The organism is Brevundimonas sp. SS2672, assembly GCF_059579685.1.
Genome location: NZ_CM184201.1, coordinates 449,883 through 463,745, shown reverse-complemented (window position 1 = coordinate 463,745; position 13,863 = coordinate 449,883). Strand labels below are relative to the sequence as shown.

Genomic DNA, 13,863 nt, shown 5'->3' with positions numbered 1-13,863 from the left:
AATCCGCCATACTGGCCCCATGCGCCGCAGCATCGACGATCTCCGCACCTTCTATGGCGAGCCGACCGGCGCGCTGGCCCGGCGTATGCTGGCGCGACGGCTGGAGGACGCCTGGGGCGAGGCCAACAATTGCGACGTCCTGGGTCTGGGCTACGCCACGCCCTGGCTGGACGGTTTCATCGGCGCGCGCCGGGTGATCGCCGCCATGCCGGGCGGACAGGGCGCCGAGCAATGGGCGGCGGCGGGACGCAACCGCACAGTCCTGGTCGACGACCGTCGCCTGCCCTTCGCGGCCGGGACGTTCGACCGCATCCTGCTGGTCCATGCGCTGGAAGAGGCCGACGATCCGCAGGGCCTGCTGGCCGAGGCGGTGCGCGTCCTGGCCCCGGCCGGGCGCATCATCCTGGCGGCGGCGGCGCGCGGCGGCATGTGGGCGCGGGCCGAGACCACCCCCTTCGGCCACGGCCGCCCCTTCACGCGCGGCCAGCTGGAGCGGCTGGTGCGCGAGGTCGGGCTGGAGCCGACCGCCTGGTCCCAGGCCCTCTACGTCCCGCCGTGGCGGCCGATGCTGCCGCTGGCCGACGGTCTGGAGCAGGTGGGGCCGAAGCTGTTTCCCGGCGCGGCGGGCCTGATCATGCTGGAAGCCTCGCGTCGCGCCTACGCCCGCGTGCGGCCCGGCGGCCTGGCCCAGGCCGTGCTGGCCGGACGCCCGTCCCTGACCCCCTCGCCCGCCGCGCGCGACCATCACGCGCGCGCCCGTCCCGCGCACCCTATGGGCGCCGCGCGCAAACAGCCGTAAAGCCCTCGCCATGCAGAGACTGATCCTGATGCGTCACGCCAAGGCCGAAGCCTCGGCGCCGGGCGGCGACACAGCCCGGCCCTTGAGCGAACGCGGCCGCCGCGACGCCGGCGCCATGGGCCGCGCCCTGGCCGAACGCGGCATGAGGCCGGACATGGCTCTGGTCTCGGGCGCCCAGCGCACGCGAGACACCTGGGACGGGGTCAGCGAGCATTTCGGCGATGTCGAGCTGCACGTCTCCGACGCCCTCTACAACGCCCCCGCCGACGTCCTGCGCCGCGCGGTCGAGGCGGCCGAGGACCAGGCGGGCTGCCTGCTGCTGATCGCCCATAACCCCGGCGTGCATCAGCTGGCGGTCGAATACCTGATCGAGAGCGCCGCCTCGCCCGCGGTGCTGGACAAGATGAGCGGCGGCTTCCCCACCGGGGCGGCGGCGGTCTTCAGCGTCGATGTCGCCGGGCGCCCGTCCTATGAAGGCTGGCTGACCCCGGAGACCGTAGCGTGACCGACCGGCCCGACGTCGCGTTCAAGATCCTGAGTCGCGCCGACTGGCGCGCCGCCCTGGCCGAGGGCCGCTATGACGGCTCGGCCGTGGACCGGGCCGACGGCTACATCCACCTGTCGGCAGCCGATCAGCTGGAAGCCACGGCGGCCAAACATTACGCCGATCAGGCCGAGCTGATGCTGGTCGAGGTGGATCTGACCGCCCTGGGCGACGCCCTGATCTGGGAGCCGTCGCGCGGCGGCGCCCTGTTTCCCCACATCTACGGCCCCCTGCCCGTCGCGGCGACGCGCGCCGCCCGCGCCCTGTCGGTCACGCCCGACGGGCGCATGATCCTCGACGAGACCGCCTGAACATGAGCCTGACCGACCTCGGCGCCTGGGCGCTGCGCCAGATGGACCCTGAGACCGCCCACCGTCTGGCCATCCGCGCCCTGCAGATGGCGCCCCTGCCCGCGCCGGGCGCCGACGATCCGATCCTGAAGACCACGATCGCAGGGCTGGAAATGTCCAACCCCGTCGGTCTGGCCGCCGGTCTGGACAAGAACGGCGAGGCGCTGGAAGGCCTGTCGCGCCTCGGTTTCGGCGCGGTCGAGTGCGGGTCGGTCACGCCGCGCGCGCAAGCAGGCAACCCGAAACCGCGCCTGTTCCGCCTGTCGGAAGACTGGGCGATCATCAACCGCATGGGTTTCAACAACGAGGGGCTGGAGCCTTTCGCCGCCCGTCTGGCCCGGCGCCCGACCCGCACCGCCATCGGCGCCAATCTGGGCGCCAACAAGGATACCGAGGACAAGGCCGCCGACTATGTCGCGGGGCTGAAGCGGCTGGCGGGGCTGGCCGACTATTTCACCGTCAACATCTCGTCGCCCAACACGCCGGGCCTGCGCGCGCTTCAGGGACGCGGGGCGCTGGACGACCTGCTGGGCCGTATCCATGAGGCCCGCCCCGCCGACGGCGCGCCGGTCTTCCTGAAGATCGCGCCCGACCTGATCGGCGAGGAGATCGGCATGATCGTCGAGGCCTCCATCGCCCACCGCATCGACGCCCTGATCGTGTCCAATACGACGCTGGAGCGGCCCGCCTCGCTGCGGTCCGCCTATAAGGGCGAGGCGGGCGGCCTGTCGGGCGCCCCATTGAAACCCTTCGCCCAGAAGGCGCTGGAGGCGGCGGCCGAGGCGGCGGGCGGGCGCCTGCCGCTGATCGCGGTGGGGGGAATCGCCGACGGCGCTGACGCCTGGGCCCGCATCCGCGCGGGCGCCTCGGCGGTCCAGATCTACTCGGCCATGATCTATGAAGGCCCCGGCATGGTCGGCCGGATCAAGCGCGATCTGGCGGCCCGTCTGCGGGCCGAGGGCGTTTCCAGCGTGGCCGAAGCGGTCGGCTCCGGCCGTTGACGGAGCATTAGGTCTCCGTCGCCATGATGCAACGGAAGGGCGCCGTCGCCCGTTCGGATCGCCGCATGACGCAGACCGATGCATCCCGGAGCGGGTGGGCTTCCGCCATCCGACAGCGGCACAAGATGCTGCCCCAACGACTCGTCGTGGGTCTGGCCTGCGCCCTGTTGTTCAGCCCCATCCTCGGCCTGTCGCTCTGCCTCGTCTGGCTGGCTGTCTATCTGCTGCTGCAACTGGCCGAGGCCGCCGCATTCGCATCGGTGACGCGCGGTCAGGCGATGGCGCTCAAGGGCTGGCGCGGCGCCCTGGGCGACCTGGCCCTGACGGCCAACGCCGGCGTCTACGCCAGCATCGCCATCCCCCTGTGGACCATGGGCGGGCTGCCCGGCGGCGTGGTCGCCACCACCCTGCTGGCGGCGGGCGCGATCAATTCGGTCATCGCCTCGGCCGGCAATCTGCGGGTCTTTATCTGGACCGTCACGCCCCAGGTGGCGGTGCTGGCGCTGACGCCGTTCTTCATGGCCCAGTCAAACGTCGAGGGACGCTTCATCCTGCCGGTGGCCGTCGGGGTTCTGGCCTTCGTCTTCTTCTGCCTGACCACGCGCAGCCGCCTCTACGCGGCGGGCGCGGCCGAAGCCCGCGCCCTCAAGGAGGCGGACGACAAGCGCCGCGAGGCCGAAAGCATCATGGCGGGACGCAGCGCCCTTCTGGCCGCCGTGGCCCACGATCTGCGCACCCCGATCGGCGCCATCCTGACCGGCGCGCATGAGTTGAGCCGCGTCGCTGCGTCCTCCTCCTCGACCCGCCAGCAGACGGCCATGATCGAGGACGCCGGTCTGATGATGAAGGAGCTGCTGGACGACCTGCTCGATCACGCCCGCCTCGACGCCGGCCGCCTCAAGGTCGAGACGCGCGGGTTCGATCTGCGCGACCTGCTCAACCACACCTTCCGTCTGTGGCAGGGTCCCGTCCGCGCCAAGGGCCTGCGCCTGCGTCTCGACGGTTCGCGCTACATGCCTCGCATCGTCCAGGGCGACGCCATGCGCCTGCGCCAGGTGCTCAACAACCTGATCTCCAACGCGGTGAAGTTCACCGACTCCGGCGCCGTCACCGTCCGACTGTGCGCCTGGCGGGACGAGGCCGGGCGCCATGTCCTGCTGATCGACGTGGCCGATACGGGGCCAGGCATGACGACCAGCCAGTTGGAGCGCCTCTTCACCCCCTTCGACCAGACCGCCGACGGCGTGGCCGCCCGCTACGGCGGCTCAGGCCTGGGCCTGGCGATCAGCCGCGACCTGATCGAACTGATGGGAGGTCGGCTGACGGTCCGCAGCGAGGCGGGCCAGGGGTCGACCTTCACCGTCGCCCTCACCCTGTCGGAAGGCGAAGAAGACGGTGAAGTCGCCGCCTTCCTCGCCGCCCCTCCTCTGACCGGCGCCCCGTCCGCCGCGACGCCGACCCGGCGGCCGCTCCCAATGGACGCTCCGTCTGCGCCGCGCGAAGAGACGGAAACGCCCCTCGCCGCCGCCCCAGCCGAGCCGGACCCCGACGCCGAACGCCCGCTGCGGGTTCTGGTGGTGGACGACCACGCCATCAACCGCCGCGCCGTTCAGGTGATCCTGCAGGCCCTCGACTGCGAACTGACCATGGCCGAGGACGGCATGGCCGCCCTCAAGGCCTGTGACGCCGACGTCTTCGACGTCATCTTCATGGATGTGCGGATGCCCGAACTGGACGGTCGCGAGACGACGCGCCGCCTGCGCGCGGGCGGCGGACCGAACGCCGACGCCCCGGTCATCGCCGTGACCGCCGACACCTCTCCCGAGGACATCGCCGCCTGTCTGGAGGCCGGCATGAACCATTTCGTGGCCAAGCCGCTGACGCCGGCGGTGCTGCTCACCGCCCTGAGCGAAGTCCTGGACCCCGCCGGCGACGCTGAAGTCGGCGCCCAGGCCGTGGCCTAACCGGCGTCGGCTTCGCCCCGCACCTCAGCCAGCAGCCGCTCGCCCCACTCCGGCCTCTTCTGCTCGCACTCCCACAGGGTCAGCACCCGCCAACCCGCCGCCGCCAGCTCGGCGGCGACGCGGCCGTCGCGCGCCCGGTTGCGATCGATCTTTGCCAGCCAGTAGTCGGCGTTGGAACGGGGCTGGCGCGCGCCGCGCGGGCAGTCATGGCCGTGCCAGAAACAGCCGTGGACGAACAGCGCGACGCGTCGCCCCTTCATCACCACATCGGGTCGGCCGGGCAGGCCGCAGCCGCCCAGCCGATAGCCGATCCCAGCACCCCGCAGCAGGCGCCGGACCTTCAGTTCGGGCGCGGTGTCGCGCCCCTTCACCCGCCGCATGACGGCGCTGCGTTTCTCCGGGGTGAAGACGTCGCCCATGGCTCAACCCGCCGCTCGGGCCGCCGTCCGGGCGACGCCCCTCATCACAGCTGGGCCAGCAGGTGCTCGGCCGAGGAGACCTTGAACTCGCCGCCCTGCTCGATGTTGAGCTGGTCGACCACGCCGTCCTTGACCAGCATGGAATAGCGCTGCGAGCGCTCGCCCATGCCGAAGCCCTTGGCGTCCAGCGACAGGCCCACGGCGCGGGTGAAGTCGCCGTTGCCGTCGGCCAGCATGACGATGTCGTCGGCGCCGTTCAGTTCATTGTCCTTGGCCCAGGCGCCCATGACGAAGGCGTCGTTGACCGAGACGCAGGCGACGGTGTCCACGCCCTTGCCCGCCAGATCGGCGCGATGGTCGACATAGCCCGGCAGGTGGCGCGCCGAACAGGTCGGGGTGAAGGCGCCCGGCACGGCGAACAGGGCGACCGTCTTGCCGCCGAACAGCTCGGCCGTCGTGACTGGCTTGGGGCCGTCGGGCGTCATGGTCGTCAGGGTGGCGTCGGGAATGCGGTCGCCGATCTGGATGGTCATGTCGGGGTCTCCGGGAGTTCGGCCCGGACGATCCAGGACGATGGGAGTCAGATAGAGACCCGTAAGGAGATCGCCAAGCGCGCCGGGCCCTGAGAATGGCTTGCGCCCGCCATCGTCCGCCCCGATGATAGAGGCATGACCGCCTTCTCCTCCCTGACCGGGCGTCTTCTGGTGGCGATGCCGGGTATCGACGACGATCGCTTCCGCCACGCCGTCATCCTGATCTGCGCCCACGACGATGAACACGCCCTGGGCCTGCGCCTGGACCAGCCCGCGCCGGGCGTGTCCCTGGCCGAGGTCCTTGAAAAGCTGGACACGCCGATCGACGACGCCGCGGGCGACCGTTCAGTGCTGATCGGCGGCCCGGTCGAGCGCGAGCGCGGCTTCGTCCTGCACACGGACGACTGGACCAGCGAGGACGCCAGCCTGACCTTCGGCGACGGCCTGGCCCTGACCGGCACACGCGACGCCCTGACCGCCATGGCCGACGCCGAGGACGGACCTAGCCGCTCCATCCTGCTGCTGGGCTACGCCGGCTGGGGCGAGGGGCAGCTCGAGGAAGAGCTGAACGAGAACATCTGGCTGACGACGGACGCCGACCCGGCCCTGATCTTTGACGCCGACTACGACACCAAATGGAGCCGCGCCCTGGCCGCCCTCGGCGTCGACGCCGCCCGCCTGTCCAGCCAGAGCGGCCGGGCCTGACGGCGGCCTAGACCGAGCGCGCCTTGATCGGCGCGGCGCCGTCGGCGAGGGACTCGTTCAGATAGACCTCCGCCTCCTGGGCGGGCAGGGCCGGCGCATAGCCGAAGCCCTGGCCGTAGTGGCAACCGTCGTCGAGCAGCAGCTTGGCCAGGACCGCGTTCTCCACCCCTTCGGCCACCACCTCCAGCGCCAGGTCGCGCCCCAGGTTGACGACCGATTTGACGATCTTGGCCGAGCCCTCGTCCTTGTCCATCGTCAGCACGAAATAGCGGTCGATCTTCAGCGTGTCGAACGGCAGCTTGGCCAGGTAGGACAGGGACGAGAAGCCCGTGCCGAAGTCGTCCAGCGCCAGGCTGGCCCCCGCCTCGCGCAGGGCCTTCAGCACCTCGGCGGCGCGCGCGGTGTCGCGCATGATGTCGCCCTCGGTGACTTCCAGCTTCAGGGCGCCGCGCGGCAGGCCGGCTTCCTTGATGATGCGGGCCACGTCCTCGACCAGATGGGCGCGCTCGATCTCGCCCACCGACAGGTTGACGCTGCAGAACAGCCGCCCGGCGCCGGGATGGCGCTGCAGCCACTCGGTCAGCTGACGCGCCGCCTGGGTCATCATCAGCAGGCCGAGCTCGTTCATCAGGCCCATTTCATCGGCCAGGGTCAGGAACTCGTCCGGCGGCACCAGGCCGCGCCGGGGATGACGCCACCGGGCCAGGGCCTCGAAGCCCGCCACCGCGCCCGTGCCCAGGTTGACGATCGGCTGGTAGAAGGGCTCGATCTCGCCCCGCACGAAGGCGTTTCGCAGGTCCGCCTCCAGCGCCAGACGAGACAGGCTGTCGCTCTCCAGCGCCCGACCATAGGCCGCCGCCCCGCCGCGTCCGGCCTGTTTGGCCTGTTCGACCGCCAGTTCGACCCGGCGCAGCAGTTCGGCGGCGTCCGGCGCGTCCGGTCCGCCCTCGGCCGTCACGGCGCCGATCGACAGGGTGGGATAGATGTCGAAACCCGCCAGCCGCAGGGGCTGTTCGAGCGCCTCGCGCAGCCGTTCGCTGCCGCTGGCGCCGCTGCCGCCGCGCCGTACCAGGACGGCGAACTCGTCCTCGCCGATGCGGGCCGGGATGCAGTCCTCGGAAAAGGCCGCCGACAGGCGCGACCCCAGGGCCGACAGCACCAGATCGGCGCGCTCATGGCCCAGGGCTTCGTTGAGACGACGCAGCCGATCCAGATCGGCCACCACCATTTCATAGTCGCCCGCCGTCCCCAGCGTCTCGGCCACGCGCACCAGGAAGGTGCGTCGATCCAGCAACCCCGTCAGCGTGTCCCGGTCGGCGCCCGCGAACTTGGTCTCCAGGGCGACGATGCCCGCCGCGCGCAAGCCGTCCTCCAGCCAGACGCCGCGCCACAGGCAGGTCTCGCAGCCGCGCATCCGCAAGCGCACGGCGATCTCCGTCCCTTCGGCCTGCGGCTTGAGCAGACGATCCGCCAGAGCCCGGTCCTGCGGCAGGGCCAGGGCGGTGAAGGCCGCGCCCGAGCATTGCGGCGCCAACGGTCCCAGGCCGAGCGGCCGGGTGGCCCCGGTGAAGCGGATCTGATCCTCGGCGGGCGTCCATATCCACAGGGCGGCGTCCGCCGCCGCAAGGGCTTCGATCGCCGTGGTGGGGTCCCACGTCAGGGCTCTGGATCGTGTGCTCAAGACGGGTCCGATACTCTGACGGAATGGGCGACTCTGGCGTCGAACTCCTCCTGGAGGACGCCGAACAGCAAATGGTCTGCCCAACGGCCGTTAATTTTCAAATAAGCCCGGGCGACGCCTTCCTGACGAAAGCCCGCCTTTTCCAGCACACGGTGCGAAGCATGGTTGGTCGGCACGCAGGCCGCCTCGACCCGATGCAGTCCCAGGCTTCCAAAGGCGTGAGCCAGCATGGCCCGGACCGCCGCCGTGCCGACGCCCCGCCCCGCATAGGGGCGGCCGATCCAGTAACCCAGGGTCCCGGTCTCGGCCACGCCGCGCCGGATGTTGGACAGGGTGATGGCGCCCAGCAGGGCCTCGTCCGCCGGATCGAAGACGAACAACGGCCAGGCCGTCCCCTGCTCCATCTCTCGCGCATAGACGCCCAGGCGGCGACGAAAGGCGGCGCGGGTCAGGTCGTCCTCGGCCCAGGCCGGCTCCCACGGCTGCAGATAGTCGCGCGATTCCTCGCGCAGGGAGGCCCAGGCCACGTAGTCGGAGGGACGCGGCGGGCGCAGCACCACCCCCTGCCCGTTCAGGACCGGTCCGGTCGCCTCGGCCATCCAGTCGAACAGGGCCATGGGTCAAACGATAGCGCGAAGCGATCTCGGCGTCAGCAGGCCGCGATCAGCCCGCCGCCATCCGCTGACGGAAGGCGCGCCCCGCCCCGCCCGCCGCCCGGGGCCCCAGCACCGCCGTCGCCGACAGCCCCGGCGCCGCCATGAGCCGGCCCACGACGCGCAGGTCGTCGGCCGTCTGGGCTTCGATACGGGCGGCGCTGTCCTCGGACGACATGGGTGCGCCGAACGCCAGGGTCTGCCCCGCCAGACGTCCCGAGCGGCTGGCCGGGCTTTCGTCGGCCATCCACAGGCTGGCGTTCAGCACCGCCTTGGCCCGCGCCAGCTCGGCGTCCGTCGGCCCCCTTTCGGCCAGGTCGAGGATCTCGGCGGCGCACAGCTCGGCCAGCTCCAGCGAGCGCTCGGCCGCCGCTCCGGCGTAGACGCCCAACAGGCCCAGATCGTCATAGGTCTCGTGATAGGCGTCGATGGCGTAGGCCAGACCCCGATCCTCGCGCGCGCTCTGGAACAGGCGCGAGGCCATGCCCCCGCCCAGGATTTCGGTGAACAGGCGCACGGCGGGCTGGCGCGGATCGCTCACCCCCAGGCTGGGAAGCTGGAACACCAGATTGGCCTGTTCGATCTTGCGCGCCAGCCGCGCCTCGCCGCCCGTGAAGACGGCCGGCGCCGTCGTTTCGCCCGGCGCCGACGCCGCCTGGCCGAACCAGGCTTCGGCCAGGGTCAGCAACTCGGCCTCATCGACCGCGCCGGAAACCGCCACCACCATGCGGTCGGGCGAGTAGAGACGGGCGCGCCAGTCGGCGACGGCCGCCCGGTCGGCGGGGGCCAGGCTGGGGACCGAACCCAGGATCGGCCGCCCCAGGGCCTGGCCGGCGAAGGCCTGGGTCTGGGCCATCTCGAACACATGATCGTCGGGAGTGTCGAAGGCCTCGGCGATCTCCTGAGCCACCACGTCCTTCTCGCGCTCGATCTCCTCGGGCGACAGGGTCGGGCGAAACACCAGGTCGGACAACACCTGCATGGCCAGCGGCAGGCTGCCCTTCAGCGCGCGCACGTCGAAGCTGGTGCGCTCATAGCCGGTCGCGGCGTTGATCGAGCCGCCCTCGGCCTCGATGCGCTCGACGATCTCGCGCGCGCCCATGTCGCCCGCGCCCTTGAAGACCAGGTGCTCCAGCAGGTGCGACCAGCCGGAATGGACTTCGTCCTCCATGCGGGCGCCGCCGTTGACGGCCACGGTCACGGCGATGGTGCGCAGGCCGGGCATGGGGTCGCACACGACGCGCACGCCGTTGGACAGGGTGTGAAGGCGAGCAGTCAGGTCAGCGGTCCTTGGCAGGCATGGGACGATAGCGGCGCAGCAGCAGGGCCGCGTAGAAGACGACCAGCACGATCGCCAGGCCGAACCAGGTCAGGGCGTAGCCCAGGTGGTTGTTGCTGAAGGCGGCGGGCGGCGCCACCGGCCGCAACCCCGTCAGCTCCGGGTTGGCCGAGGTGGTCGCATAGACGGTGTAGGGCGAGACGGCCTCCGTCACGCCCAGAGCCTCAGCCATGGCCGCCCGGTCGCGGCCGTAGAAGATCTTGCCCGACGGGGGCGGCGTCAGGGCGTTGGGGCCGGGCGCCTGGCGCACCACGCCTGCGATCACGACCGGCATGGCCGCGGCGTCTGCGCGCACGGCGGGACGCTCGGCGATATCCGCCGGCAGGAAGCCGCGATCGACCAGCACGGTCCCCCGGCCCTCGACCGGACAGGCCGAGATCAGCCGCACCCCGGCGTCGCCGTCCTCGATGGTCTGAAGCTCGACGAAGGGCGCCGCGTTCAGGCCCCGGCAGGTCACGACCACCTGGCGGAACTCGGGATCCTCCAGCGCCAGGGCGTCGGTCAGGGCGATGGGCGCCTGCTCCGCAGCGGCCTCAGCCTTGTCGATCAGGTCCAGCTTCCACTGCAGCCGCTGCACCTGCCACACGCCCAGAGCCAGCAGGACGCCGAGCAGCAGGACGGCGACCGCCGTCAGGATGATGGGAAAGCGAGGCCGGGCGGCGACGGTCATCAGGTCTCTCGGTGTGAATCGGCGCCGCGCTGACGCAGCATCTGAAGGGCGGTCATCAGCCCTTTGCCGGGCCGCATCAAGGCCACGGCCAGAACCGCGACCAGAGGCAGCCAGATGATCAGGTGCAGCCAGATCGGCGGGCTCCAGGCGATCTCGACGGCCAGGGCCGAGAAGCCCACCAGGAAGCCGGCGATCTGCATGATGAAGGTCGCCGCCCCATCGCCGGTCTCGACCGCCCCCAGATCATAGCCGCAGACTTCGCAAGTCGAGCGGCGTTTCAGGAAGCCCTCGAACAGCGGCCCCCGCCCGCAGGCCGGGCAGCGTCCCATGAGCCCTGCGCGCACGGCGGGCCAGACAAGCAAATCGGCGCGGGGCTTGGGGCCCCGCGCCGACGAAAGCTCGACTTGTCCGTCGGGTTCGATCAACCGAAGACGACGTACATGAAGACGAAGAGGAACAGCCACACCACGTCGACGAAGTGCCAGTACCAGGCGGCGGCTTCGAGACCGAAGTGCTTCTGCGGCGTCATCTGGCCGGCGTAGAGGCGCAGCAGGCAGACCGCCAGGAAGATGGTGCCGATCAGGACGTGGAAGCCGTGGAAGCCCGTCGTCATGAAGAAGATGGAGCCGTACAGCTTGGCCTGGGCCGCTTCCTCGCTAAAGAACAGGTGGCCGTGCAGGATGTGGTAATACTCGTAGGCCTGAACCGCGGTGAACAGGACGCCCAGCAGGACGGTGATCAGCAGGCCCAGCTTGGCGCCCTTGCGGTCGCCCGAGATCAGGGCGTGGTGCGCCCAGGTCAGGGTCGTGCCCGACAGCAGCAGGATGACCGTGTTCATGAGCGGCAGGCTCCACGGGTCCAGCAGTTCGACGCCCTTGGGCGGCCAGGTCTGCCAGGCGGCGGCGGTGTCCGCCCAGTTGCCGACTTCCGGGATGATCGTGCGCGCTTCGTTGAAGATCGCCATGTCGAAGAACATCCAGAAGAAGGAGACGAAGAACATCACCTCCGACGCGATGAACAGCACCATGCCGTAGCGCAGGCCGATGCCCACGACCGGGGTGTGGTCGCCCTTGCGGCTTTCCTTCACCACGTCCGACCACCACGAGAACATGGTGAACAGGACGCCGGCCAGGCCGGCGAAGAACAGCCACTTGGTGCCGGCTTCCAGGCCGAACAGGCCCTTCATCCACACCACAGCCCCGATGAACATGATGCAGGCCGACATGGAGCCGACCAGCGGCCACGGGCTGGGGTCTACCAGATGGTAGTCGTGTTGCGGTTTCGCGTGAGCGTCAGCCATTCCCAAGGTCTCTGAATTAAGGCGAGAGTCGTTTGAAGAGGGCTATAGCCCCCGCTCTCCGGCTTTGCCAACAGCAGAGTCGTTCGCAACGGCCTGCTGAAAGCCTTTGGTTGGAAAGAAGGTGTAGCTGAGGGTGATCTGGCGCACCCCCTTGACCTCGGCGTCGGTCGCCATTTCGGGCGCCACGAAATACTGCACCGGGAAGGAAACCGTCGCGCCCGGCGCGATCTCCTGCCCCTCGAAGCAGAAGCATTGCAGCTTCTGGAAATAGGGTCCGGCCCGCTCGGGCACCACATTATAGGCGGCCGTGGCGTGGATCGGCTGGTCCGAGGTGTTGGTCACCTCGAAATAGGCCATGCCCGTTTCGCCGATGCGAACCTTCTGGCTGGTCTGCTCCGCGCGGAACTTCATCGGCAGGTCGCGGACGTTGGTGTCGAACCGGATCAGGACTTCCTGGTCCAGAACCGCCGTCGGCGCGGCCTCGGCCTTCTTCACCGTGCCGTCAAAGCCGGTGACCTGGCAGAACAGCCGGTACAGCGGCACGGCGGCGAAGGCCGCGCCCGTCATCAGAATCACCAGAGCCGCGCACAGAAGCGCGACCGAATTCTTGTTCTTCACAGCCCTCAAGGCTCCTGGGTTACAGGCGCGGGGGCGTCCGGCTGGACCGGCGCCGGCAGAGCCGGGTCGGCCCTCTCCAGCGTGGCCAGGGCCGCCGCCTCGGCTTCATGCCGCGCCTGGTTGTTGGCGTGCATGCGCGACACCGTCACGGTGTAGACCAGGGCGATGAAGGCCAGCAGGCCCAGAGCGATGGCCACGTTGCGACGCTTGCGCGCACGGACCTGTTCATCGTTCAGCTTCAGGAACTCTGGTTTGGACATGGGATTCAGACTCCGACGCCCGACAGATGCTCGACCAACAGGGCCGAGAACAACGCCATCAGGTACAAGATCGAAAAGGCGAACAGGTTGCGAGCCGGTTTGGCCTCGACCCGAACGTCATACAATGCGGCCTCTCGCCCCACGGCCTCGGCCTTGTCTGGCTGGTCGCCCGCGCGCGAGCGCCACAGGCGGAAAGCCAGGGCCAGGAAGCCCAGCCCCCCGACCGCCGACACCACCAGATAGATCGGCCCGCCCAGGCCGGTGAAGGCCGGCGCGATCGCCACAGGCACGAAGACCAGGCTGTAGAGCAGGATCTGCAGACGCGTGGACTTGGCCCCGCGCGCCACCGGCATCATCGGAATGCCCGCCTTGGCGTAGTCGCCGGCCGAATAGAGCGTCAGGGCCCAGGTGTGGGGCGGCGTCCACATGAAGATGATCAGAAACAGCAGCCAGGCCTGCCAGGGCGCGTCGCCCGTCACCGCAGCCCAGCCGATCACCGGCGGGAGGGCGCCCGCCGCGCCGCCGATGACGATATTCTGAGGCGTGCGGCGCTTGAGCACCAGGGTGTAGAGCCACGCGTAATAGACGATGGTCAGGGCCAGAAGCCCGCCCGCCAGCCAGTTGGTCGTCATGCCCAGCAGCATGACCGAGAAGACCGACAGCACCATGCCGAAGGCCAGGGCGTCGTTCTTGCGCACGCGGCCGGCGGCGACCGGTCGACCGCGCGTACGGCGCATCAGGGCGTCGGTCTCGCCCTCGACGGCCATGTTGAGAGCGCCGGCCGCTCCGGCCCCGATGGCGATGCACAGGACGGCGACGATGGCGTTGACCCAGCTCAGCTGCCCCGGCGCCACGACCAGGCCCGTCACCGCCGTGAACACCACCAGCGACATGACGCGCGGCTTCAGCAGTTGGAAGAAGTCTTCCGGCTGGGACGTGGTGACGAGGGGGGTCTCGCGGGCGGGGCGTTCGGTCATGGTCATATAAAGCGCGAAGGCCGCCCTTCCGGTTTCGAAAGGGCGGCCTC

The 13,863-nt window shown here is 70.2% G+C and carries 17 protein-coding genes; 6 read left to right on the top strand and 11 right to left on the bottom strand.

Features of this window, described 5'->3' with window-relative positions:
* Positions 1–19 precede the first annotated feature (19 nt).
* The 5 genes from AC52GN_RS02270 to AC52GN_RS02250 all read left to right on the top strand — a co-directional run bounded on the left by AC52GN_RS02270 (position 20) and on the right by AC52GN_RS02250 (position 4,658).
* The gene (locus AC52GN_RS02270) at positions 20–799 is read left to right on the top strand and encodes a class I SAM-dependent methyltransferase (RefSeq protein WP_496528036.1); all 780 of its coding nucleotides are present in this window, start codon (positions 20–22) and stop codon (positions 797–799) included.
* Positions 800–809: 10 nt separating this feature from the next.
* On the top strand, positions 810–1,304 hold the full coding sequence (locus tag AC52GN_RS02265; protein WP_496528035.1) for a SixA phosphatase family protein: 495 nt from the start codon (positions 810–812) through the stop codon (positions 1,302–1,304).
* On the top strand, positions 1,301–1,654 hold the full coding sequence (locus tag AC52GN_RS02260) for a DUF952 domain-containing protein (protein ID WP_496528034.1): 354 nt from the start codon (positions 1,301–1,303) through the stop codon (positions 1,652–1,654). The genes AC52GN_RS02265 and AC52GN_RS02260 overlap by 4 nt, the downstream gene beginning before the upstream one ends.
* 2 nt (positions 1,655–1,656) lie before the next feature.
* Positions 1,657–2,694, top strand: coding sequence for a quinone-dependent dihydroorotate dehydrogenase (locus AC52GN_RS02255; protein WP_496528033.1), 1,038 nt, complete (start codon positions 1,657–1,659; stop codon positions 2,692–2,694).
* Positions 2,695–2,819: 125 nt separating this feature from the next.
* On the top strand, positions 2,820–4,658 hold the full coding sequence (locus tag AC52GN_RS02250) for an ATP-binding protein (RefSeq protein ID WP_496528032.1): 1,839 nt from the start codon (positions 2,820–2,822) through the stop codon (positions 4,656–4,658).
* On the opposite strand, the gene AC52GN_RS02245 is transcribed toward AC52GN_RS02250, so the two are convergent.
* Together AC52GN_RS02245 and AC52GN_RS02240 are read right to left on the bottom strand one after the other, a co-directional pair.
* Positions 4,655–5,077, bottom strand: a complete 423-nt coding sequence (locus tag AC52GN_RS02245) for a very short patch repair endonuclease (protein WP_496528031.1) — start codon at positions 5,075–5,077, stop codon at positions 4,655–4,657. The two genes, AC52GN_RS02250 and AC52GN_RS02245, sit on opposite strands and share 4 nt — an antisense overlap.
* 44 nt (positions 5,078–5,121) lie before the next feature.
* Positions 5,122–5,610, bottom strand: a complete 489-nt coding sequence (locus AC52GN_RS02240; RefSeq protein ID WP_291779660.1) for a peroxiredoxin — start codon at positions 5,608–5,610, stop codon at positions 5,122–5,124.
* A gap of 135 nt (positions 5,611–5,745) precedes the next feature.
* Here AC52GN_RS02240 and AC52GN_RS02235 point away from each other — a divergent pair, with 135 nt between their 5' ends.
* Positions 5,746–6,315, top strand: a complete 570-nt coding sequence (locus AC52GN_RS02235; RefSeq protein WP_452112111.1) for a YqgE/AlgH family protein — start codon at positions 5,746–5,748, stop codon at positions 6,313–6,315.
* 7 nt (positions 6,316–6,322) lie between these two features.
* Here AC52GN_RS02235 and AC52GN_RS02230 read toward each other — a convergent pair whose 3' ends face one another.
* The 9 genes from AC52GN_RS02230 to cyoE form a co-directional block, all read right to left on the bottom strand.
* Positions 6,323–7,996, bottom strand: coding sequence for a putative bifunctional diguanylate cyclase/phosphodiesterase (locus AC52GN_RS02230; protein WP_496528030.1), 1,674 nt, complete (start codon positions 7,994–7,996; stop codon positions 6,323–6,325).
* Positions 7,993–8,613: a GNAT family N-acetyltransferase gene (locus AC52GN_RS02225; protein WP_343828586.1), complete on the bottom strand. Its 621-nt coding sequence runs from the start codon at positions 8,611–8,613 to the stop codon at positions 7,993–7,995. Before AC52GN_RS02225 ends, AC52GN_RS02230 begins: the two co-directional genes overlap by 4 nt.
* A 46-nt stretch (positions 8,614–8,659) precedes the next feature.
* Positions 8,660–9,874, bottom strand: coding sequence for a M16 family metallopeptidase (locus AC52GN_RS02220; RefSeq protein WP_496528837.1), 1,215 nt, complete (start codon positions 9,872–9,874; stop codon positions 8,660–8,662).
* Between the two features lie 55 nt (positions 9,875–9,929).
* Positions 9,930–10,658, bottom strand: a complete 729-nt coding sequence (locus AC52GN_RS02215; protein WP_496528029.1) for an SURF1 family protein — start codon at positions 10,656–10,658, stop codon at positions 9,930–9,932.
* Positions 10,658–10,987, bottom strand: coding sequence for a DUF983 domain-containing protein (locus tag AC52GN_RS02210; protein WP_291779646.1), 330 nt, complete (start codon positions 10,985–10,987; stop codon positions 10,658–10,660). Before AC52GN_RS02210 ends, AC52GN_RS02215 begins: the two co-directional genes overlap by 1 nt.
* Positions 10,988–11,079: 92 nt before the next feature.
* Positions 11,080–11,958 carry a cytochrome c oxidase subunit 3 gene (locus tag AC52GN_RS02205; RefSeq protein WP_291779643.1) on the bottom strand — a complete coding sequence of 293 codons (879 nt, stop codon included), beginning with the start codon at positions 11,956–11,958 and terminating at the stop codon, positions 11,080–11,082.
* A gap of 42 nt (positions 11,959–12,000) precedes the next feature.
* Positions 12,001–12,576 carry a cytochrome c oxidase assembly protein gene (locus tag AC52GN_RS02200; RefSeq protein ID WP_291779638.1) on the bottom strand — a complete coding sequence of 192 codons (576 nt, stop codon included), beginning with the start codon at positions 12,574–12,576 and terminating at the stop codon, positions 12,001–12,003.
* Between the two features lie 5 nt (positions 12,577–12,581).
* Positions 12,582–12,836, bottom strand: coding sequence for a cytochrome c oxidase system small membrane protein (locus AC52GN_RS02195; protein ID WP_346484773.1), 255 nt, complete (start codon positions 12,834–12,836; stop codon positions 12,582–12,584).
* Positions 12,837–12,841: 5 nt separating this feature from the next.
* A complete protein-coding gene (cyoE, locus tag AC52GN_RS02190) occupies positions 12,842–13,819 on the bottom strand; it encodes a heme o synthase (RefSeq protein WP_312220017.1) in 978 nt (325 codons plus the stop codon).
* Positions 13,820–13,863: the final 44 nt, after the last annotated feature.

Excerpts from the sequence above, each read along its gene's own strand:
- AC52GN_RS02245 (WP_496528031.1), bottom strand. The coding sequence starts at position 5,077 with ATGGGCGACGTCTTCACCCCGGAGAAACGCAGCGCCGTCATGCGGCGG.
- cyoE (WP_312220017.1), bottom strand. The coding sequence starts at position 13,819 with ATGACCATGACCGAACGCCCCGCCCGCGAGACCCCCCTCGTCACCACG.
- AC52GN_RS02235 (WP_452112111.1), top strand. The coding sequence starts at position 5,746 with ATGACCGCCTTCTCCTCCCTGACCGGGCGTCTTCTGGTGGCGATGCCG.
- AC52GN_RS02205 (WP_291779643.1), bottom strand. The coding sequence starts at position 11,958 with ATGGCTGACGCTCACGCGAAACCGCAACACGACTACCATCTGGTAGAC.
- AC52GN_RS02255 (WP_496528033.1), top strand. The coding sequence starts at position 1,657 with ATGAGCCTGACCGACCTCGGCGCCTGGGCGCTGCGCCAGATGGACCCT.
- AC52GN_RS02240 (WP_291779660.1), bottom strand. The coding sequence starts at position 5,610 with ATGACCATCCAGATCGGCGACCGCATTCCCGACGCCACCCTGACGACC.
- AC52GN_RS02265 (WP_496528035.1), top strand. The coding sequence starts at position 810 with ATGCAGAGACTGATCCTGATGCGTCACGCCAAGGCCGAAGCCTCGGCG.
- AC52GN_RS02250 (WP_496528032.1), top strand. The coding sequence starts at position 2,820 with ATGCTGCCCCAACGACTCGTCGTGGGTCTGGCCTGCGCCCTGTTGTTC.
- AC52GN_RS02210 (WP_291779646.1), bottom strand. The coding sequence starts at position 10,987 with ATGGGACGCTGCCCGGCCTGCGGGCGGGGGCCGCTGTTCGAGGGCTTC.
- AC52GN_RS02220 (WP_496528837.1), bottom strand. The coding sequence starts at position 9,874 with ATGCCCGGCCTGCGCACCATCGCCGTGACCGTGGCCGTCAACGGCGGC.
- AC52GN_RS02215 (WP_496528029.1), bottom strand. The coding sequence starts at position 10,658 with ATGACCGTCGCCGCCCGGCCTCGCTTTCCCATCATCCTGACGGCGGTC.
- AC52GN_RS02195 (WP_346484773.1), bottom strand. The coding sequence starts at position 12,836 with ATGTCCAAACCAGAGTTCCTGAAGCTGAACGATGAACAGGTCCGTGCG.
- AC52GN_RS02270 (WP_496528036.1), top strand. The coding sequence starts at position 20 with ATGCGCCGCAGCATCGACGATCTCCGCACCTTCTATGGCGAGCCGACC.
- AC52GN_RS02225 (WP_343828586.1), bottom strand. The coding sequence starts at position 8,613 with ATGGCCCTGTTCGACTGGATGGCCGAGGCGACCGGACCGGTCCTGAAC.